Raw genomic sequence first — 20,462 nt, 5'->3', positions numbered from 1 at the left:
GGGCGATCCTTCAGCTATTAGGAGGCGGTGAGACTAACTATAACAGTGCATTGGTAATTGTCAGCGTGACGGCCGTCAATCGCCATAAAAGGCATATTCAGGTTTTTTCGGAATAAAGGGCCGATAAAACGCCAGTATCTTCTCTAGATCGGCTGCTTCATCCCCGCTCGGCACAAAAGTCGGACCAATAAACACGCGGCGATTTTGATAGTCCAACGCCCCGAGCACAATCGCTACGCCAGCGCCGAGGGCAATGTGGTAGAAGCCCATCTTCCAGCGCTCAACCTTTTTGCGCGTCCCTTCGGGTGAAAGGATCAGCATAAATTGCTGATGCTCGCTAAAGGCTCGCACCGCCTGCTCGACTGTATTGCCCTGACGCTCACGGCGAATGGCAATGCCGCCCCACAACCGCATCAATGCGCCAAAGGGCCAACGGAAAATCGTGTGCTTGCCAAACCAACGAGCATTCAGACGCAGCACGAACTTCACCGCGATAAAGATCACAAAGTCCCAATTGGACGTATGGTGCGCGCCGATCACCACAAATTTATCGAGCTTCGGCAGTTCACCTTCGATGCGCCACCCCATCAGTTTCAGCGCCAGACGCCCGACCCACTCGGCCAGAGGGTTACGGGGTAAATAGTTACCAGACATCATTACCTCGGTCATTCTTATTGTTGTGTTGTTCAGCTCAAACACAGGTGCCAGCGGCCAAAGTTAACCTGGCAAAAAAGTCTTAGCGTTGGCAGCGCGGACAATACACGCTGGCGCGCTGGCCCAGCTTGACTTCACGTAACGTGCTACCACAGGTCTTGCAAAACTCACCGCCACGCCCGTACACAAACAGCTCCTGCTGAAAATAACCGGGCTGTCCATCACCACCGACAAAATCGCGTAGCGTGGTACCACCGCGCTCGATGGCATACGCGAGGATGCGTTTGATCTCATCCGCCAGTTTCAGATAACGCGCCCGCGACACTGAGCCTGCCTCACGGCGCGGGTCGATACCGGCAGCAAACAGTGCTTCGCTGGCGTAGATATTGCCCACCCCGACCACCACGGCGTTGTCCATGATAAAGGGCTTGATCGCCATGGCCCGGCCACGAGACAGTTGAAACAGCCGCTCGCCGTCAAACAGGTCGGTCAACGGTTCCGGCCCCAGCTTGCTGAGCAGCACATGGCTCAGCGGATCACTGCTCCACAGCAGCGCACCAAAGCGCCGCGGATCTGTGTAACGCAGGGCCAGACCGGACTCCAGTTCGATATCCACATGCTCATGCTTGGCCGCCGGCAGGCCCACCTCGACCAGACGCAGGCTGCCGGACATGCCCAGGTGGCTGATCAAACTCCCGGTTTCAGCCTTGATCAGCAGGTACTTGGCACGCCGCTCGACACACTCGATGCGTTGCCCGGACAGCTGGATATCCAAATCTTCGGGAATCGGCCAGCGCAAGCGCCGCTCGCGCACGATGACACGACTGACGCGCTGGCCCTCAAGGTAGGGGGCGATGCCACGGCGGGTGGTTTCTACTTCTGGAAGTTCGGGCATGGCAGGTCGTCAGGTGAGCCGAAAAACGGGCGCTCACCTTAGCAGGAATGGGTAAAAGCGACGAGTCAGGCAGCCCGGGCTAGCTTGCGCCCATGTCACGGATGCTCTCGCGCAGGTTCTCGAAGTCATACTCCGACAACCCGACATATTCCAGCACCAGCTGTTCGATGCTCTGCCATTCAAAGTCATCGGGCTGGTTACCCAAGACGCGATAGCTCGAGCAAATGTGCTCGGCCATTTTAAGAATCGCCAGCAGCGTTTTCAGCTGCGCATCCCGACTGGAGTCTTCTGTGAAAATCGCCAACGCGTTATGGTGACTGGCAATCGCTTCACACAGGTGCAGAGGCAAGTTCCATGATTTCGCCGTGAAGTACCCCACTACCGCGTGGTTGGTATTCAGCAGACGGTTCTCGGTATCCACCACACGACGCTCATCGGTCGCACTGGCATAGGCTTCTTCAAGTACGGTCATGTAATTGGGGAAGCGCTTGATCATCAGCGGGATGCCACAGTTGTGGAACAAGCCGAGGGTGTAGGCCTCATCGGGGGAGTGATAACCGATGCGCTTGGCCAGCGTCAGGCAGGTCATGGCCACATCCTGAGCGGTGTCCCAGAAACGGTTGAGGGTGACGATGGCCTCATCCGTCAACTCTCCACGGATCGACTGAGCGTTGATCAGGTTGATCACCGTGTTGCAACCCAGCAGGTTGACCGCCTGCTGGATCGAGGCAATGCGGTTGGTCAGGCCGAAGAACGGTGAGTTCACCAGTTTCAGCAACGCACCGGACAGACCCGGGTCGTGGCTGATCAATTTGGCGATCGTCCGCAGATCCGGGTTCGGCATCACCTGCTCCATCTGCAAGTCCACCATGATCTGCGGCTGCGGTGGCACGCTGATGCCCTGCAGCACCTGTTGGATATATTCGGCGGAGAGCTCTTGAGACATGACGGGCACAACCGGTATGAGAGGTGGTAGACAGTCTAGCTAAACCCACAACACTTCCACAGACGACTTTTGTAACCGACCTAAGGCGGCGCAACCCGCTATAATTCCGCTCTTTTTTCGGAGTTCCCAGCATGTCCATGCCCAGCCTGCGCCTGAAAGCCAACGCCGATCGACGCCTGCGCGCCGGCCATTTGTGGGTGTACAGCAACGAAATTGACGTTGCCGCCACGCCGTTGAGCGGTTTTGCCGCTGGCGATCAAGCCGTGCTCGAAGCCGCAGGGGGTAAGCCGCTGGGTATTGTCGCAATGAGCCCGAACAACCTCATCTGCGCGCGCCTGCTCTCGCGTGAAGTCAAGCACGTGTTGGACAAATCCCTGCTGGTGCATCGCCTGAACGTCGCCCTGTCGCTGCGTGAGCGGCTGTTCGATAAACCCTGCTACCGCCTGGTGTACGGCGATTCCGATCTGCTGCCCGGCCTGGTAGTCGACCGTTTCTTCGACATTCTGGTCGTACAGATCGCCTCCGCGACCATGGAGCAGCATAAGGACGACGTGCTCGCTGCCCTGGTTCAGGTGCTCAAGCCGCGCGGCATTCTGCTCAAGAACGACTCGGCCGCGCGCGACGCCGAAGGCCTGAACCGTTATGTGGAAACCGCGTTTGGCGTGGTGCCCGAGTGGGTCGCCCTGGAAGAGAACGGCGTGAAGTTTGAAGCACCGGTGATCGACGGGCAGAAGACCGGCTGGTTCTACGACCACCGCATGAACCGCGCGCGTCTGGCGCCTTACGTCAAAGGCAAGCGCGTACTCGACCTGTTCAGCTATATCGGCGGCTGGGGCGTGCAGGCTGCGGCCTTCGGTGCTAGCGACGTGATGTGCGTGGACGCCTCCGGTTTCGCCCTCGACGGGGTGGAGCGCAACGCTGCACTGAATGGCTTGACCGACCAGGTCGCCTGCGTCGAAGGCGATGTGTTCGAGGCGCTGAAACAGCTCAAGGCCTCGGAAGAGCGCTTCGACGTGATCGTCGCCGACCCACCCGCCTTTATCAAACGCAAGAAAGACCAGAAGAACGGCGAAGGCGCCTACCGTCGCCTCAACGAGCAAGCCATGCGCCTGCTCAACAAGGACGGCATTCTGATCAGCGCCAGCTGCTCCATGCACCTGGAAGAAGACAACCTGCAGAACATCCTGCTGACCAGCGCACGCCATCTGGACCGCAATATCCAGCTACTCGAACGCGGCGCCCAGGGCCCGGATCACCCGGTGCACCCGGCCATCGCCGAGACCCGTTACATCAAGAGTCTGACGGTGCGTCTGCTGCCCAACAGCTGATCCAGCAGCCTCACACAACTTGACCCATACTGGACATGCTTGGGCCAAGGGGGTGAGCGTGAGCGTTTGCACACATGACGAGGCACTGTTCAGCAAGGTCTTCGAATCAGCGCCACTGGGCATGGCGCTGATCGACTCGAACGGACGACTGCAGCACATCAATACGGCACTGGCGCAGCTGCTTCAGTGTTCGTCGCAGGCGCTGCTGGGGATGACCCTGGAAGACCTGCTGCACCCGCAGGACCGCGGCGTCTGCCGCTATGCCCGCGAGCAGGCGAGGCGTAAGCAAGCGGATACGCCCTGCGGAGAAGTCCGCCTCCAGCGCGGCGAGGACGATTATCTGTGGTCCCGGCTCAGCCTCTGCCCCGTGTCGACCGGCGACAGCCCTATCAGCCATTACCTGATTCGCGTGGAGCTGCCCCGCACCACCCAGGAACGCGCCGAACAGATCTACCTGCTCAGCTTTGCCCTGGACTACATCACGGACGGCGTGCTGTTACTGGATGATCAGCTCTGCATCCGTTACATCAACGAGGCCGCCAGCCGCCTGCTCGGTCAAGCTAGGCAGTACTTGCTGGGCCAGGCCATTGGCCAGGCATTGGCCCCGCTCGCCCGGCACAGTGACGAGGAGCTGCACGATGTCATCGACAGGCGGCACGCGCTCTCTCTGGACCTGGTACATCCGGCGGACAACAGCCATCACCACGTCTCTGTCCAGTTCAACCGGTTTCTCTATGACCGACGAGACTACAGCCTGGCGCTTATTCACGATGTCACTGACCAGCAACGCATGGCGGCAACCTTGCGTCAGAGCGAGCGCCAGTTCCGTGTGCTGATTGAAAATACCCACGATGCGATTGGCCGGCTCACCCCAGACTTTCGTTTGATCTATGCCAACCCGGCGCTGGAGGCGCTCTGCCAGCTGCCGCTGGTCGAGGCCCGGGGCCGTCCGGCGCGGGAGGCCTTCGGCGACAATTCGCAGGTCGACATCCTCGCTGACATGGTGCGCGAGGTGGCCAACAGCGCCACCTCGATCGAGCAGGAACTGATCCACGGCATCGACGGCCCGCCCGACCAGCAACATCATTACCTCGTGCAACTGGTCCCGGAACTCAACCCCGACGGCGAGGTGAATAGCGTGCTGTCGATGGCCCGCGACATCACCGGCATCCGCAAGACCGAGCGGCGCCTCTCGGAAAGTAACCAGCAATTGCGTGAGCTGACCAGCCGACGCGAATCGGCCCGCGAGGAAGAGCGCAAGCTGATCGCCCAGGAAATCCACGACGAGCTGGGCCAGCACCTCACCGCCCTGCGCATGGGCATCTCAATGCTGCGCTTGCAGTTCGGCGAGCAGGCTCCAGGCCTGAATGACAAGGTGTTGCACCTGATGGGTCTGTGCGATCGCACCATCCAGGTGGTCCGCTCCATCGCCACCAGCCTGCGCCCCGCCGCGCTCAACATGGGGTTGTACCCGGCGCTGGAGTGGCTGATTGGCGAGTTCCGCCAGCACAGCCAAATCCACTGCGATTTCACCACCCATACCGGCGAGCCACGGCTTAGCGATGAACAGGCGACGAAAGCCTTCCGCGTGGTCCAGGAAGCCCTCAACAACATTGCCCGGCATTCCGGCGCCAGCCGCGCCCAGGTCAGCCTTGAGCAACTCGATGATGTCTATCGGCTGGACATCACCGATAACGGACGCGGGTTCGACACCGACCTGGTCAATAAACGCTCGTTAGGCCTGGCGGGCATGCGCGAACGGGGGATCAGCCTGGGCGGCGAAGTCGTTATTTTCAGCCATCCAGGACAAGGCACCACCGTGCAAGCCACCTTTCCCGCTACGCCGCCCGAGGAGGCACCGTGATCCGTATTCTCATCGCTGACGACCACGCCATCATGCGGGGCGGGCTCAAACAACTGATCGAATTCGATCGACACCTGCAAGTCGTGGCGGAGGCGGAGAACGGCAGCCAGGTGCTCGAGCGGCTGCGCGACACAGCGGTCGACCTGCTGCTGCTGGACATGAGCATGCCTGGCCTGAGCGGCGAAGACCTGATCGCCCGCATACGCACCCATCACGCCAAGCTGCCTATTCTGGTGCTGAGCATGCACAACGAACCGCAGATCGCCCAGCGTGCACTCAAGGCCGGCGCGGCTGGCTACCTGACCAAGGATCACAACCCGGAAACCCTGCTCGCGGTGATCCACCGCACGGCGGCCGGCGGACGCTACCTGGACCCACGCATCGCCGAACAACTCGCCTTTGCCAGCACCTCAACCGGCGAGAGCACCCTCAAGGACCTCTCGGACCGCGAATACCAGATCCTGCGTATGCTCGCCCAAGGCCTGAGCGTCAACCAGATCGCCGAGCACCTGGTGATCAGCAATAAGACCGTCAGCACCCACAAGGCCCGACTTATGGAAAAAATGGGCTTCAGCTGCAACGCCGAAATCATCAAGTACGCCATGGCCCAGGGCCTGACCGAGTAGGGAAAACCTTACAAAAAAGCAGGATGTCCCGACGCCATCATCGGAATCCTCCGATAGTTCAGCCCCCCGCCTGACTCCATTCTGACACCAGCCCCGCAGCCCGGCATGCGCGGCCCTGGTGTCCAATGGAGCGCACACGTGACCAATCCGACCTCTTCAGCCCTTTGGCTTCCAACAGCCATCTCGAGCCTCAGCTGCTTCGTGTTGCTCGGGCTCGCCGCACAGGTCCCCTCCACGTATTGGCTCGCCAGCGCACTGTTGCCGGGTGCATTGGTTTACCTGTGTCAGCGCCACGCCGCCGGCATCCAGGCCACCGCGCTGCTGCAGGCGCAGCAGCAGGGCGTCGAGCACGGGCAGGCCGAAGAGGCCGCACGCCACGTCGCAGGCCTCCCCGAACTCTGCCGCACCATTACCCCGATCTGGTCGCAGCAGATTGACGCCGCCCGTCAGCACACCCAGACCGCCATCGACGCCCTCAGCGAGCGTTTCACCCACCTGGCGCAGCGCATCAGCGCGGCAGTGGGCACCGGCGCGCAACACGACAATGACACCCTGCTCAACTTGCTGGCCAGCAGTGAGCGCGAGCTGGAGGACATCGTCAGCCAGCTACGCCAGGCGCTCACCAGCAAAGAAACCCTGCTCGCCGAGGTAATCAGCCTCAACAGCCACACCGCTCAGCTCAGGGCCATGGCCAAGGACGTCGGCGACGTCGCCAAGCAAACCAACCTGCTCGCACTGAACGCCGCCATCGAGGCCGCGCGGGCCGGCGAAGCTGGGCGCGGTTTTGCCGTGGTCGCCGACGAAGTGCGCAAGCTTTCCACGCTGTCGGAAGAAACCGGCAAGCGCATCGGCGAGACCATCGAAACCGTCAGCTCCGCCATTGAACGCACCCTGCACGTCTCCAACGAGCATGCCAGCCGCGATGCCAACACCCTGGGCAACGCCAGTGAAGTGATCCGCCAGGTCATTGAAGACTTCCGTAACGGGGTCACTCGCCTGGTCGCGCATGGCAACGCGCTGCACACCCAGAACCAGGCAGTGGGTGACGAGATTTCCGAAGTTCTGGTGGCGCTGCAGTTCCAGGACCGGGTCAGCCAGATGCTTGGCCACATGCGTGATGACATCGAGAAGCTGGGCCTGCGCTTGGGCGAAACCACCCAGCACATCGACGCACGCGACTGGCTGGATGACCTGTCCCACACCTACACCACCCCCGAACAGCACGCCATCCACCATGGCCGTAGCACCCCCGCCGCCAGCAGCGCTGCCGACATCACTTTTTTCTGAGGACAAACCATGGCCAAGACCATTCTCATCGTCGACGACTCCGCCTCCATCCGCCAGGTCGTCGGCATGACCCTAAAAGGTGCCGGGTACGACGTCATTGAAGGTGTCGACGGCAAAGACGCGCTGACCAAGCTCGACGGGCGCAAGGTTCACCTGATCATCAGCGACGTGAACATGCCGAACATGGACGGCATCACCTTCCTGAAAAACGTCAAGCAACTGCCCAACTACAAATTCACCCCCGTGATCATGCTGACCACTGAAGCGGGCGACGGCAAAAAAGGCGAAGGCCAAGCCGCTGGCGCCAAGGCCTGGGTCGTCAAACCCTTCCAGCCGGCACAAATGCTGACGGCCGTCTCCAAACTGATTCTGCCTTAGGCCAGGAGCGACGCCATGCCTGCTACTTCGCTCGCCGACGACACCCGTCACCTGGCACTCGACGGCGCCCTGAGCATCTACACCGCCGCCGACACCAAGCCGCAACTGACCACTGCCCTGCAGGGTGCAATTGCCCTGCAGATCGACCTGAGCCAGGTTGAAGAATTTGACTGCGCCGGCCTGCAGCTGCTGCTGGCGGCCCAGGCGCACGCGCAGCGGATGGACATCTGCCTGCGCTTTATCGGTGCCAGCGCACCCATCGTCGAGCTGCTGCACCTGAGCGGCCTGGCCGGGCAACTGCCCATAGAGGAGGCCGGCGCATGAACCTCGACAGCGTGATCGGCACCTTCATCGCCGAAAGCCAAGAGTTGCTGCAGCAGATGGAAGACGCCTTGCTGCAGATTGAGCACGCGCCCGATGACGCTGAGCGGATCAATGCGATCTTCCGCACCGCGCACACCATCAAAGGCTCGGCGGGTCTGTTCGGCTTCGACTCCATCGTGGCCTTCACCCACGTCGCCGAAAGCGTGCTTGACCGGGTACGCGCCGGCGATGTGCGCTTCAATGGCGATCTCATCGCTCTGATGCTCAACGTGGGCGACCACCTCGCCGGGCTGATCAGCCAGCTCGCCAGCGGCCATGACCTGAGCGACCTGCCAGAGACCACACGGGCAACCGAAGCGACATTGACCCGTGAACTGAGCCACTACCTCGAACCGCAGCCGGCCAACACGACACCTGCCGCCGCGCCCGATATCCCCACACCGGTTGCCGGAGCCGGGCACTGGCACCTGTCGCTGCGCTTCGGTGTCGACACCCTGCGCAACGGCATGGACCCCCTGGCGTTCTTGCGCTACCTCGGCACCCTGGGCAGCATCCTGCATGTGGAACCGGTGCTCGACCACCTGCCGTCCCTGGAGGCGCTCGACCCGGAGAGCTGCTACCTCGGCCTGGAAGTGGCGTTCGAGTCCCTGGCCGACCAGAGCGCCATAGAAGGTGCCTTTGAATTCGTCCGCGAGGAAGGCAGCATTCGCATACTGCCGCCTCAGGCGCCCTTGTCCGCCTTCCGCGAGCTGATCGCAGAACGCGCCGCCGAAGGCAGCGCCCAGGTCGAGCGCCTGGTGCGTTGTGGAAGCCTGGCCGCTGACGCCTTCGAGCAGGCGGCGCAGCACACCGACAGCGCACACGAAACCGCCACCACCCGCGCCGCCGACACCCCGGAACGTACCGCCAAGGACAACAGCCGCACCAGCAAGGACGCCAACCTGATCCGCGTCGACGCCGACAAGCTCGACCAACTGATCAACCTGGTCGGCGAGCTGATCATCGCGGGCGCCAACACCCGCATGCTGGCCCAGCGCAGCAATCTGGCTGATATGTGCGAGTCCGCCGAGACCCTCTCGCGCCTGGTCGAAGAAGTGCGCGACAGCGCCCTGACCCTGCGCATGGTGCAGATCGGCGCCACCTTCAACCGCTTCCAGCGCGTGGTGCGTGATGTCTCCCGCGAGATAGGCAAAGACATCGTCCTGCAGATCAGCGGCGGCGATACCGAGCTGGACAAAACCGTGGTGGAAAAAATTGGCGATCCGCTCACCCACCTGGTGCGCAACGCCATGGATCACGGCATCGAACCGGCCGAAGTACGGCACAGCGCCGGCAAGCCATTGCAGGGCGTCGTGCGCCTGAACGCTTACCACGAGGCGGGCGGCATCGTCATCGAAGTGTCCGATGACGGCGGCGGTCTCAACCCGCAAAAGATTCTCGCCAAAGCGACCCAGCGCGGCCTGGTCAGCGAGGGCCAGCAGCTCAGTGACAAGGACCTGCTCAACCTGATCTTCGAGCCCGGCTTCTCCACCGCCGAACAGATCAGCAACCTCTCTGGCCGTGGCGTCGGCATGGACGTGGTCAAGCGCAACATCACCGCCCTGCGCGGCACCGTCGAACTCGACAGCGTGCTGGGCCAGGGCACCTGCGTGCGCATCCGCCTGCCCCTGACCCTGGCCATCATTGACGGCTTCTTGATCGGCGTCGGCCAGTCCAGCTATGTGGTGCCGCTGGACATGGTCGAGGAATGCATCGAACTGCCCAGTGCCGAGATCGCCGGGCAGCAGCACCTCGACCTGCGTGGTGAGGTATTGCCCTTCATTCGCCTGCGCCAGTTGTTCGATGACCAGAGCCAGCCGCCGCGCCGCGAAAACGTGGTGGTGGTGCGCTATGCCGGCATCCGTGCCGGGCTGGTGGTTGACCAGTTGCTCGGCGAGTTCCAGACGGTGATCAAACCCCTGGGCAAAGTGTTCTGCCAGGTGCCCGCACTGAGCGGCTTCACCATTCTCGGCAGCGGCGCCGTGGCCTTGATCCTCGATATCCCAGGCCTGCTGACGCAGGTCACGCAGCACGCCAATACGCGCATCGCAGGCCAATCCAATGCACTGAGGAGTACCGCGCAATGAACCGCGCCCTTCGCAGCATCGCGCTGCTTGGCTTGGCGTCCCGCCTGGCAGCCATTGCCGGTGGCATTTACGGATGCCTGGGTCGGCCATGCGCTGAGGCACTTCAACCCCGTGAACTGTGTGTCAATTGGGCAAACGTTGCTGGCCGTGGGCGCGGACTCATCCGCGTCGGGAGCTGAACCATGCAGAGCCATCTTGAACTGCACGGCCAGACAGAGCCGCAGCGCCAGTACCTGACATTCCGGGTCGACCAGGCTCTGTATGGCGTCGCGACCGGCCAAGTGCGTGAAATTCTCGAACTCGACCAGATCACGCTGGTACCGATGATGCCCAGCGTGGTGCGTGGCGTGATCAACCTGCGCGGTGTGATCGTACCGATCATCGATCTGGCAGAGCGTTTTGGCCACGGCCACACGCGCCTTGGCGTACGCACCTGCATCGTCATCATGGAAATTCACGAAGACGAGGAAACCCACTTGATGGGCGCCCTGGTCGACGCCGTCAACGCCGTCGTGGAAATCGAACCCAGCGCCATTCGCAAGGCGCCGGCGTTCGGCAGCCGCATTCGCGGCGAGTTTATCGAGGACATGGCCCGTATCGGCGAGCACTTCCTCACCCTGCTGTGCATGGAGCAGGTGCTGTCTGTCACCCAGATCGCCGCCATGGCAGGCCAACTCAGCGAAGTCCCCCATTTTTCATCCGATGCGCGCGTGCGCGCAGGAGCAAGCAAATGACCATCAGCAAAAAGATGATTCTTCTGGTTCTCTCCGCCGTGCTCGGCATCCTTGTGCTGTCCGGCGTGGGCTATCAGCAGATCAACCAGGTGTTCAACGCTGCCAACCACGGCAACATCAATTCAATCCCCAGCCTCGTTGCCCTGGAGAAAATGGGCGGCGCGGTGAACGTCCAGATCCAACTGGTCTACCAGCACATCCTGACGACCGATGCCGCCGACATGGCGGAACTCGAGCCAAGGATCACCAGCAATCGCAACGAAATCCAGCAATCGATTGAGGACTACACCAAGGTGTTGTCCGACGAACAGGACAAGCAGTTGCTTGAGGCCGACCGCACAGCCATCGTCACCTTCCTGCAGGGTGCTGACGCAGTCTTGGAGTTTTCACGCAAGAACGAGAACGAGGCCGCTCGCAATGCCCTCATCGCCTTGCAGCAGGGGGCCATCGATCCGCTGCTTGAAGCCATTCAGAGACACCTGGACTACAACATCGATGCCGCCAACAAGGGCAGCCAGTCGGCGCAGAGCACCCTTGAGCAAGCCACGCTGATCTCCATTGCCGTGTCGCTGGTCACCCTACTGGTCATCAGCCTGATCGGCACGCTGATCACCCGCAACCTGCTGAGCCAGCTCGGCGGTGAACCGCTCTATGCCGCCGACATGGTGAGCCGCATTGCCGCAGGTGACTTGACCGTCAATGTGGAGACCAAGGCCGGTGACACCACCAGCATGCTGGCGGCGATCAGAGGCATGGTGGACAAGCTCGCACAGATCATCGGCGAGGTGCGCAGCAACGCCGATTCACTGTCCAGCGCCTCCGAGCAGATTTCCTCTACGGCCCAAAGCATGAGCCAGGGCGCATCGGAACAAGCCGCTTCGGTCGAGGAAACCAGTGCGTCGATGGAGCAGATGTCCGCTTCCATCGCGCAGAACACCGAAAACGCCAAGGTCACTGATGGCATGGCCAGCAAGGCAGCGCGCGAGGCTGACGAGGGCGGTCAGGCGGTGAAGGACACCGTGGCGGCGATGAAGACCATCGCCGACAAGATCGGCATCGTCGACGACATCGCCTACCAGACCAACCTGCTGGCACTCAATGCGGCCATCGAAGCGGCCCGCGCCGGCGAGCACGGCAAAGGCTTCGCCGTGGTGGCGGCAGAAGTGCGCAAGCTGGCCGAGCGCAGCCAGGTTGCGGCTCAGGAAATCAGCGAAGTGGCCAAGAACAGCGTCTCGCTGGCCGAGCGCGCCGGCAGCCTGCTCGATCAGATGGTGCCGTCGATCGCCAAAACCTCCGATCTGGTGCAGGAAATCTCCGCCGCCTCCGAGGAGCAGAGCGCCGGTGTCGGGCAGATCAACACGGCCATGAACCAACTCAGCGAGATCACCCAGCAATCGGCCTCCGCGTCCGAGGAACTGGCCGCCACTGCCGAAGAGATGAGTGGCCAGGCCGAACAGCTGCAGCAGTTGATGGACTTTTTCAAAATCCACAGCAGCGGTGGCAGCAAACGTGCTGAGCGCAGTGAGGCGGTCAGGCGCACGCGTGACGACAGCGAGGTCAGCAATACCTCGTTCGCTCTGGAGTCGGCGCCTGGCGGTTTCATCCGCTTCCAACACTGACACCCCATTGGCAGCGGGCACCCTAAGGTGCCCCAGGAGCGATGCATGTCCAGCTTCAACCCAGCGACCGCCACGGACACCCGCCAGCAATACCTGACCTTCACCCTTGGCGAGGCGCTCTTTGCTGTCGGTACGCTGAATGTCCGCGAGATCATCGAATATGGGCACCTTACGCCGGTACCGCTGATGCCACCGAGCATCCTCGGCGTGATCAACCTGCGCGGCGGTGTAGTGCCGATCCTGGACCTGCGTCAGCGCTTCGGCCAGGGGGCCACCCAGGTCAGTCGGCGCTCCTGCATCGTCATTCTGGAAGTCCAGCGCAGCGGTATCGACCAGGTCATCGGCATCGTCGTCGAGGCGGTGAATGCCGTGCTGGAGATTCCCGAACAGGACATCGAACCGCCGCCCAGCTTCGGCAGCCAAATTCCCACCGACTTCCTCATCGGCATGGGCAAGCTCGATACACGTCTAGTGGTGCTGCTCGACATTGGCCGCGTGCTGTCGCTCGATGACCTGCAGTTACTCGCCGGTCGCGAACTGCCCGAATCGGCCTGAGCCCAGGAGCCTGCAATGAGTGTCACCAACCTGAGCAACCGCGAATTCCAGCAGTTTCGCGACATGATCTACGAGATAGCCGGCATCGCCATGGGTGAGGCCAAACGCCAGCTGATCGCCGGTCGCCTGAGCAAGCGCCTGCGCCACTACGGGCTGAACAGCTTCGGCGATTATTTCCAGTTGCTGCTCAAGGACCAGGCCGAGTTGCAGACTGCGGTCGACCTGCTGACCACCAACGAAACCTACTTCTTCCGCGAGCCCAAGCATTTCGACTTTCTCCGCGAGCGCCTACAAAACGAACTGCGCAGCACAAGCCAACCGCTGCGCGTCTGGAGCGCGGCGTGCTCCAGTGGCGAGGAACCCTACACCCTCGCCCTGCTCCTGGCCGACTGTCTGGGCCCGCGGCCATGGGAGATACTCGCCTCGGACATCAGCACACGCATCCTCGACAAGGCGCGCGCCGGTATCTATCCCCTGGAGGATGCCAGTGGCATCCCGCGCGATCTGCTGCATCGCCACTGCCTGCAAGGCACCGGCCAGCATGCCGGCCTGTTCACCCTGGAGCCGTCGCTCAAGCAGCGGATCAGCTTTCGCCAGATCAACCTCAACAATGCCTTGCCTGACGTCGGCCTGTTCGACGTGATCTTCCTGCGCAATGTGATGATCTATTTCGACCAACCCACCAAACGCCAGGTGGTCCAACGCCTGAGTGCACGGCTGCGGCCGGGGGGGTACTTCTTCGTCAGCCACTCGGAAAGCCTTAACGGCTTCAGCGACGAGCTGCAGGCCCTGCGACCCTCCATTTACCGCAAGCCTCATGCATAAGCCCGAGGGCGTTATCGAGATATTCCTGCAACCAGGGGATCTCTACTTCGGTGACCGCCACACGCGCATCCGCACGTTATTGGGTTCGTGCGTGTCGCTGGTGCTGTGGCATCCCCGCGAACGGCTCGGTGGCATGTGCCATTACATGCTCCCCAGCCGCAACCGCCAGGGTGAGCAACTGGATGGCCGCTATGCCGACGAAGCGCTGCACCTGCTGCTCAAGGAGGTTAATGCCAGTGGCACCCATATCGAGGACTACCGCATCAGCCTGTTCGGCGGCGGCAACATGTTTGGCGCCCTGACGCCGCGCAACATTGGCGAAACAAACGTCAGCGCAGGCCTGGAACTGCTCGCCGCTCACGGCCTGCGTTGCCACGCTCGGCATGCCGGCGGGCGGGGCTACCGCAACCTGATTTTCGACATACGGAGCGGCCACGTCGCACTGCGCTGCCCCTCTCAACAACAGATCGCTACACGCCGCTATGAGGCGCAACCATCATGAAGAACATCAAGGTGATGATCGTCGACGACTCCGCTGTCGTCCGCCAAGTGTTGAGCGGGAGCCTGTCCGAACACGCAGGTATCGAGGTGATCGGCACAGCTGCCGACCCCCTCTTCGCCATGGACAAGATGCAACGTAACTGGCCTGACGTGATTGTCCTGGACGTGGAAATGCCGCGCATGGACGGCATCACCTTCCTCAAGAAGCTGATGGCCGAACACCCGACGCCCGTGGTGATCTGCTCGACCCTCACCGAGAGAGGCGCAGCCACCACCATGGAAGCCATGGCAGCAGGCGCGGTGGCCATCGTCACCAAGCCACAAGGTGGCCTGCGCCAGTTCCTGCTGGAGGCCACCGAGGAGCTGGTCAGCGCCATTCGCGCCGCCTCTCAGGCCCGGCTCAAGCGCCTCACGCCCGCATCACCGCCCGTACAGCCGACCCCGAAACTCAACGCCGACGCCATACTCGCCCCGGGCAGTGGCAATGCCATGACCCGCACCACCGAGCGCATCATCGCCCTTGGCACCTCCACCGGTGGCACACAGGCCCTGGAATACGTGCTCACTGCGTTGCCACGCGTCTGCCCGGGTATCGTCATTGTCCAGCACATGCCCGAACGCTTCACCGCAGCGTTCGCCGAGCGCCTCAACGGCCTCTGCCAGATCGAAGTAATAGAAGCCCGCAATGGCGACCGTGTCATACCCGGGCGCGCCCTGATCGCCCCCGGCGGACGCCATATGCTGCTCAAGCGCAGTGGTGCGCAATACCTGGTCGAAGTGGTCGACGGCCCGCCCGTATCCCGTCATAAACCCTCGGTCGACGTGCTGTTTCGCTCCACCGCCCGCGCCGCCGGGGCCAATGCCACCGGCATCATCATGACCGGCATGGGCGACGACGGCGCCCGTGGCCTGCGCGAAATGCACGACGCCGGCGCCCTCACCCTCGGCCAGGACGAAGCCAGTTGCGTGGTCTATGGCATGCCCAGAGAAGCGATGAAGCTCGGCGCGGTCAACCGCGAGATTGCGCTGGAGCAAATCCCCGCCTACATCCTGCGCAGCGACCGCCCCTAACCAGCAGCCTTCCCCACATACCCTGCCGGGCGTAGAATCAAGCGATTCATCGCCTGGCACCCCCCGGCGGACCCGTGAGCTCCGGCTGCCCGAACGGTGATCCCGTTTCGTCATGCAGCCCCACAACCCTGCGGCGACCTGCCGCCCAACGACGCTCACCGCACACATACCCCGAATTAGTCGCAGGAAACCGCCATGCCTGATTACCGCTCGAAAACATCCACCCACGGCCGCAATATGGCCGGCGCTCGCGCCCTGTGGCGCGCCACCGGGATGAAGGACGAAGACTTCAAGAAGCCGATCATCGCCATCGCCAACTCCTTCACCCAGTTCGTGCCCGGCCACGTGCACCTGAAGGACATGGGCCAGCTGGTCGCCCGCGAGATCGAAAAACACGGCGGCGTGGCCAAGGAATTCAACACTATCGCGGTCGACGACGGCATCGCCATGGGTCACGACGGTATGCTCTATTCGCTGCCAAGCCGCGAGATCATCGCCGACTCCGTGGAGTACATGGTCAACGCCCACTGCGCCGACGCCATCGTCTGCATCAGTAACTGCGACAAGATCACCCCCGGCATGTTGCTGGCATCGCTGCGCCTGAACATCCCGGTGATTTTCGTGTCCGGCGGCCCAATGGAAGCGGGCAAGACCAAGCTGGCCAGCCACGGTCTGGACTTGGTCGACGCCATGGTGATCGCCGCCGACGACACGGCCAGTGACGAAAAAGTTGCCGAATATGAGCGCAGCGCCTGCCCGACCTGCGGCAGCTGCTCCGGCATGTTTACCGCCAACTCGATGAACTGCCTGATGGAAGCCCTGGGTCTGGCCCTGCCGGGCAACGGTTCGACCCTGGCCACCCACAGCGACCGCGAACAGCTGTTCCTGCAAGCCGGCCGCACCGCCGTCGAGCTGTGCAAGCGCTACTACGGTGAAGGCGACGCGTCGGTGCTGCCGCGCAACATCGCCAACTTCAAGGCGTTCGAGAACGCTATGACCCTGGACATCGCCATGGGCGGCTCAACCAACACCATCCTCCACCTGCTGGCTGCCGCACAGGAGGGCGAAGTCGATTTCGACTTGCGCGATATCGACCGTCTGTCGCGCAAAGTACCGCAGCTGTGCAAAGTCGCGCCGAACATCCAGAAGTACCACATGGAAGACGTGCACCGCGCCGGCGGCATCTTCAGCATCCTCGGTTCGCTGGCCCGTGGCGGCCTGCTGCACACTGACCTGCCGACCGTACACAGCACGTCCATGGCCGAAGCCATCGCCAAATGGGACATCACCCAGACCGACGATGAAGCCGTGCATACCTTCTTCCGTGCAGGCCCGGCCGGCATCCCGACACAGACCGCGTTTAGCCAGAGCACCCGCTGGGACACCGTGGATGATGACCGTGAAAACGGTTGCATCCGCAGCGTCGAGCATGCGTATTCGCAAGAAGGCGGCCTGGCCGTGCTGTACGGCAATATCGCCGTCGACGGCTGCGTGGTGAAAACCGCGGGTGTGGATGAGTCCATCCACGTCTTCGAAGGCTCCGCGAAAATCTTCGAGAGCCAGGACAGCGCCGTGCGCGGCATCCTCGCCGACGAAGTGCAGGCTGGTGATATCGTCATCATCCGCTACGAAGGCCCGAAAGGCGGCCCGGGCATGCAGGAAATGCTCTACCCGACGTCCTACCTGAAGTCCAAAGGCCTGGGCAAAGCCTGCGCCCTGCTCACTGACGGCCGCTTCTCCGGCGGCACCTCGGGCCTGTCCATCGGCCACGCCTCGCCGGAAGCCGCAGCAGGTGGTGCCATCGGCCTGGTGCGCGAAGGCGACAAGATCCTGATCAACATCCACGAGCGCTCGATCAACCTGCTGATCAGCGATGAAGAGCTGGCCGCACGCCGCGTGGAACAGGACAAGAAAGGCTGGAAGCCGGTAGAAGTGCGCCCGCGCAAAGTGACCACAGCACTCAAGGCCTACGCCCTGCTCGCCACCAGCGCCGACAAGGGTGCAGTGCGTGACAAGGCCCTGTTGGACAAACTGGTGCCGTAAACCAACACGCAGCAGACACAAGCCCGGCCTAGTGCCGGGCTTTTTGTTTTCAGCTGACGCCCATGTAGCGCCCGGCGCGGTGGTTGATCGCCAGCACCATATTCAGCGCCAGCGCACCGAGGATCGACAGCGCCACCTTATCCAGCGGCACAACCAGCACGGCACCCAGCACGATCAGCACATCAATGGCCATCTGCACCTTGCCGGCGCGCAGGCCGAAACGTTCCTGCAGGTACAGCGCGAGGATATTCACCCCGCCGAGGCTGGCGCGGTGACGGAACAGCATCAGCAGCCCCAGGCCCATCGCGAAACCGCCGAACAGCGCGGCATACACCACATTCAGGTGAGTGAAGCCGATCCAGTGCGGGGTTAATTCGGCCAACAGCGAGACCATCCCCACCGCACAGAAGGTGCGCAGGGTGAACGGCCAGCCCATACGCCAGATGGCCAGGGCATAGAACGGCAGGTTGATCAGAAAGAACACCAGACCGAAGGGCCAGCCAAGCAGGTACTTCATCAGAAAGGCCAGACCCACCGTGCCGCCTGTGAGCAACCCGGCCTGGCTGTACAAGGTGATGCCCAGCGCCACCATGGCGGTACCCAGCAGCAGCGCCAGGCCATCTTCCCAGAGCGGGTGGCGAATAAAGAGCGCGGCAATACGATCCGGCTCGGCGTGATCGGCATCAGCGTCATGCATGGAGAACAACCTGTAGAGGGCAAACGACAAGAGACAGCGTAGCGGCCAGCAAGGCAGCGCCTGGCATGGATTAACACGACACAACGACGATGAGCAGCGTGACACGCTCTTCCGACGGCCAGCCTGGCGGAGATCAATGCTGCACAGAAAAACTCAGCCCGAACGGGCTATTTGCGATCCCACACTTCAAACACATAGCCCGGCGTTTCCATGCCTTCCGGGTGTTCGATGGCGGAAGACAGGTGCCAGCCAGCCTCATCCACGTCAGGGAAGTAGGCATCGCCCTGAGGGCTGATGCCGACGCGAGTCAGGTACAGGCGTTCGGCCTGGGCCAGGCCCAGTTCGTACAACTGCGCACCACCGATCAGCATCAGTTCCTCGGCATCCTCTTCGCGCGCCCAGGCTTCAGCCCGCTCAAGCGCGGCGTCGAGGCTGGCGAACACTTCTGCACCTTCCAGCTGCAAGCCAGGCTGACGGCTGACCACCAGATTAAGCCGACCCGGCAAGGGGCGACCGAGCGAGTCCCAGGTCTTGCGACCCATGATGATCGGCTTGCCGAGGGTCAGCGCCTTGAAGTGCTTGAGATCCGCCGGCAAATGCCAGGGCAGTTGGTTATCGCGGCCAATGACGCGGTTTTCCGCGAGGGCGGCGATCATGCAGAGAGGCAGGGAATTTTTCATAGACGCGAGAATACCGTCTGCGTAGCGATCATTGAAGCCTTCCCCTGAACAGACTCAGTACCCTTAACCATCCTGGCGCTTACCCACCACGCGGTTGCGCCCCTGCTCCTTGGCCAAGTAGAGCGCGACATCTGCCAGGCGCAAGGCATCGCCCATACTCTGATGCGGCTGCGGGGTCAGGTAGGCCATGCCGATGCTCAGCGTGACCACGCCGGCGGCATCCGAATGAGCATGCGTCAAGCCCAGACCTTCGATGGCGCTGCGAATGTCCTGCAGAATCGCCAGCAGTTGCGCTTCCTCCAGGCCATACCAAACGCCGACAAACTCCTCACCGCCATAGCGCGCCGCGCAATCCAACGGCCGCCGGGCATACTCGCCAATCACCCGAGCCACCTGGCGCAGCGCCTCGTCGCCGGCCGCGTGGCCATAGTGGTCGTTGTAACGTTTGAAGAAGTCCACATCCATCATCACCACGCCCAGGGCCTGCTTATCGCGCTGCGCCTGACGCCAGCTGCGCTCGGCACGCTCACTGAAGGCGCGACGGTTAAGCAGTCCGGTGAGGAAATCCTTCTCGGCCAGGTCCTGCAACAGCCCATTGGCCAGGAAGTTCTGCCGCGTGGCGTACTCGAGGGAATAGCAGCCCACCGAGCCAATGATGTTGGCCAGCGCCAGGAAAAGGGCGTTGCTCAGGAGCAATTCGCCTGCCAGCCCCAGGCTCAATTCCACAGCCAGATAGGCGAAGAAAGTCAGCCAGCCACACAACACCGCAGTGGTGAAGCGCAACCCGGTGAGGAAGTAGAAGAACACCGTGACCAGAATGATGCCCTCATAGGGCAGCGCAAAGTGGTGGTAACGGGCCAGGCCAATGATGCCCGCCACGGCCAGGCCGGAGAGTAACGCCACGATGCCGCCGATCAGCTGCAGATGATCACGCAAACCCGGTCGGTAGGTGGCCAGCCAGGCCAGGAGCAGCATCGGCTGGATGACCCCCAGTCGTAGGGCGAGTATCCGGCCGCGCAGTGGATCCGGCAGGTTGATCGCATCCAGCAACACAAACAACAGCGCCATCAGCGTCGCCACCAGCAATGACCAGCGCATACGTCGCAGAAACACGTTGGCGTGATAACGCTTGAACGCCTGCTCCAGTTCATCGTCAAAACTCAGCGCACGAAAACCCTGCTGATGCTGACGCAGGTAGGGCGAATCCTGATTGACCCAATCCAGATGCGGTAACTTCACGATGGCACTCGCTTTTATTGTTATGCATTCAGGGGCTAGTGATCGATACATGCAGCCGCCCGCTGACGAC

20 protein-coding genes are annotated in these 20,462 nt (G+C 62.2%); 14 read left to right on the top strand and 6 right to left on the bottom strand.

The window, feature by feature from the left end; genetic code table 11:
* Positions 1 to 75 precede the first annotated feature (75 nt).
* The 3 genes from CUR33_RS19875 to CUR33_RS19865 form a co-directional block, all read right to left on the bottom strand.
* Positions 76 to 654 (bottom strand): lysophospholipid acyltransferase family protein, encoded by a 579-nt coding sequence (locus CUR33_RS19875; protein ID WP_289240750.1) that lies wholly within the window; start codon positions 652 to 654, stop codon positions 76 to 78.
* Between the two features lie 82 nt (positions 655 to 736).
* Complete coding sequence (gene mutM / locus CUR33_RS19870; RefSeq protein ID WP_289240716.1) at positions 737 to 1,549, bottom strand: bifunctional DNA-formamidopyrimidine glycosylase/DNA-(apurinic or apyrimidinic site) lyase; 813 nt, start codon at positions 1,547 to 1,549, stop codon at positions 737 to 739.
* 79 nt (positions 1,550 to 1,628) lie between these two features.
* Complete coding sequence (locus tag CUR33_RS19865; protein WP_167144312.1) at positions 1,629 to 2,441, bottom strand: HDOD domain-containing protein; 813 nt, start codon at positions 2,439 to 2,441, stop codon at positions 1,629 to 1,631.
* Positions 2,442 to 2,626: 185 nt separating this feature from the next.
* Between CUR33_RS19865 and CUR33_RS19860 the strand changes: the two genes are divergently transcribed.
* The 14 genes from CUR33_RS19860 to ilvD all read left to right on the top strand — a co-directional run bounded on the left by CUR33_RS19860 (position 2,627) and on the right by ilvD (position 17,776).
* Complete coding sequence (locus CUR33_RS19860) at positions 2,627 to 3,823, top strand: class I SAM-dependent rRNA methyltransferase (RefSeq protein ID WP_289240715.1); 1,197 nt, start codon at positions 2,627 to 2,629, stop codon at positions 3,821 to 3,823.
* 58 nt (positions 3,824 to 3,881) lie between these two features.
* Positions 3,882 to 5,687 (top strand): PAS domain-containing sensor histidine kinase, encoded by a 1,806-nt coding sequence (locus CUR33_RS19855; RefSeq protein WP_289240714.1) that lies wholly within the window; start codon positions 3,882 to 3,884, stop codon positions 5,685 to 5,687.
* On the top strand, positions 5,684 to 6,313 hold the full coding sequence (locus CUR33_RS19850; RefSeq protein WP_289240713.1) for a response regulator: 630 nt from the start codon (positions 5,684 to 5,686) through the stop codon (positions 6,311 to 6,313). The genes CUR33_RS19855 and CUR33_RS19850 overlap by 4 nt, the downstream gene beginning before the upstream one ends.
* Positions 6,314 to 6,418: 105 nt before the next feature.
* Positions 6,419 to 7,600: a methyl-accepting chemotaxis protein gene (locus CUR33_RS19845; protein WP_448703252.1), complete on the top strand. Its 1,182-nt coding sequence runs from the start codon at positions 6,419 to 6,421 to the stop codon at positions 7,598 to 7,600.
* Positions 7,601 to 7,609: 9 nt separating this feature from the next.
* Entirely contained in the window at positions 7,610 to 7,978 is a 369-nt protein-coding gene (locus CUR33_RS19840) for a response regulator (protein WP_090250236.1), read from the top strand.
* Positions 7,979 to 7,993: 15 nt separating this feature from the next.
* Entirely contained in the window at positions 7,994 to 8,302 is a 309-nt protein-coding gene (locus tag CUR33_RS19835) for an STAS domain-containing protein (protein WP_289240711.1), read from the top strand.
* Positions 8,299 to 10,428 carry a chemotaxis protein CheA gene (locus CUR33_RS19830; RefSeq protein ID WP_289240710.1) on the top strand — a complete coding sequence of 710 codons (2,130 nt, stop codon included), beginning with the start codon at positions 8,299 to 8,301 and terminating at the stop codon, positions 10,426 to 10,428. The genes CUR33_RS19835 and CUR33_RS19830 overlap by 4 nt, the downstream gene beginning before the upstream one ends.
* A 182-nt stretch (positions 10,429 to 10,610) precedes the next feature.
* Positions 10,611 to 11,162 (top strand): chemotaxis protein CheW, encoded by a 552-nt coding sequence (locus CUR33_RS19825; protein WP_289240709.1) that lies wholly within the window; start codon positions 10,611 to 10,613, stop codon positions 11,160 to 11,162.
* Positions 11,159 to 12,781, top strand: coding sequence for a methyl-accepting chemotaxis protein (locus CUR33_RS19820; protein WP_289240708.1), 1,623 nt, complete (start codon positions 11,159 to 11,161; stop codon positions 12,779 to 12,781). The genes CUR33_RS19825 and CUR33_RS19820 overlap by 4 nt, the downstream gene beginning before the upstream one ends.
* 45 nt (positions 12,782 to 12,826) lie before the next feature.
* Positions 12,827 to 13,336 (top strand): chemotaxis protein CheW, encoded by a 510-nt coding sequence (locus CUR33_RS19815; protein ID WP_090250247.1) that lies wholly within the window; start codon positions 12,827 to 12,829, stop codon positions 13,334 to 13,336.
* Positions 13,337 to 13,351: 15 nt separating this feature from the next.
* Positions 13,352 to 14,161, top strand: coding sequence for a CheR family methyltransferase (locus CUR33_RS19810; RefSeq protein ID WP_289240707.1), 810 nt, complete (start codon positions 13,352 to 13,354; stop codon positions 14,159 to 14,161).
* A complete protein-coding gene (locus CUR33_RS19805) occupies positions 14,154 to 14,663 on the top strand; it encodes a chemotaxis protein CheD (RefSeq protein ID WP_289240706.1) in 510 nt (169 codons plus the stop codon). Before CUR33_RS19810 ends, CUR33_RS19805 begins: the two co-directional genes overlap by 8 nt.
* The gene (locus CUR33_RS19800; protein WP_289240705.1) at positions 14,660 to 15,733 is read left to right on the top strand and encodes a protein-glutamate methylesterase/protein-glutamine glutaminase; all 1,074 of its coding nucleotides are present in this window, start codon (positions 14,660 to 14,662) and stop codon (positions 15,731 to 15,733) included. The genes CUR33_RS19805 and CUR33_RS19800 overlap by 4 nt, the downstream gene beginning before the upstream one ends.
* A gap of 195 nt (positions 15,734 to 15,928) precedes the next feature.
* On the top strand, positions 15,929 to 17,776 hold the full coding sequence (gene ilvD, locus CUR33_RS19795) for a dihydroxy-acid dehydratase (protein WP_289240704.1): 1,848 nt from the start codon (positions 15,929 to 15,931) through the stop codon (positions 17,774 to 17,776).
* Positions 17,777 to 17,825: 49 nt separating this feature from the next.
* Here the strand turns inward: ilvD and CUR33_RS19790 are convergent, their stop codons facing one another.
* From CUR33_RS19790 to CUR33_RS19780, 3 genes are all read right to left on the bottom strand, one after another.
* The gene (locus tag CUR33_RS19790; protein ID WP_289240703.1) at positions 17,826 to 18,473 is read right to left on the bottom strand and encodes a YitT family protein; all 648 of its coding nucleotides are present in this window, start codon (positions 18,471 to 18,473) and stop codon (positions 17,826 to 17,828) included.
* A 167-nt stretch (positions 18,474 to 18,640) separates the two neighbouring features.
* Positions 18,641 to 19,153 (bottom strand): dihydrofolate reductase, encoded by a 513-nt coding sequence (locus CUR33_RS19785; protein ID WP_289240702.1) that lies wholly within the window; start codon positions 19,151 to 19,153, stop codon positions 18,641 to 18,643.
* 63 nt (positions 19,154 to 19,216) lie between these two features.
* Entirely contained in the window at positions 19,217 to 20,392 is a 1,176-nt protein-coding gene (locus CUR33_RS19780; RefSeq protein WP_289240701.1) for a GGDEF domain-containing protein, read from the bottom strand.
* Between the last annotated feature and the right edge of the window lie 70 nt (positions 20,393 to 20,462).

The sequence above is a fragment of the Pseudomonas sp. FEMGT703P genome (assembly GCF_002786345.1).
Taxonomy (GTDB): domain Bacteria; phylum Pseudomonadota; class Gammaproteobacteria; order Pseudomonadales; family Pseudomonadaceae; genus Aquipseudomonas; species Aquipseudomonas peli.
Note: the sequence above shows the minus strand (reverse complement) of the source record. Positions and strands in the feature narration are given on the sequence as shown.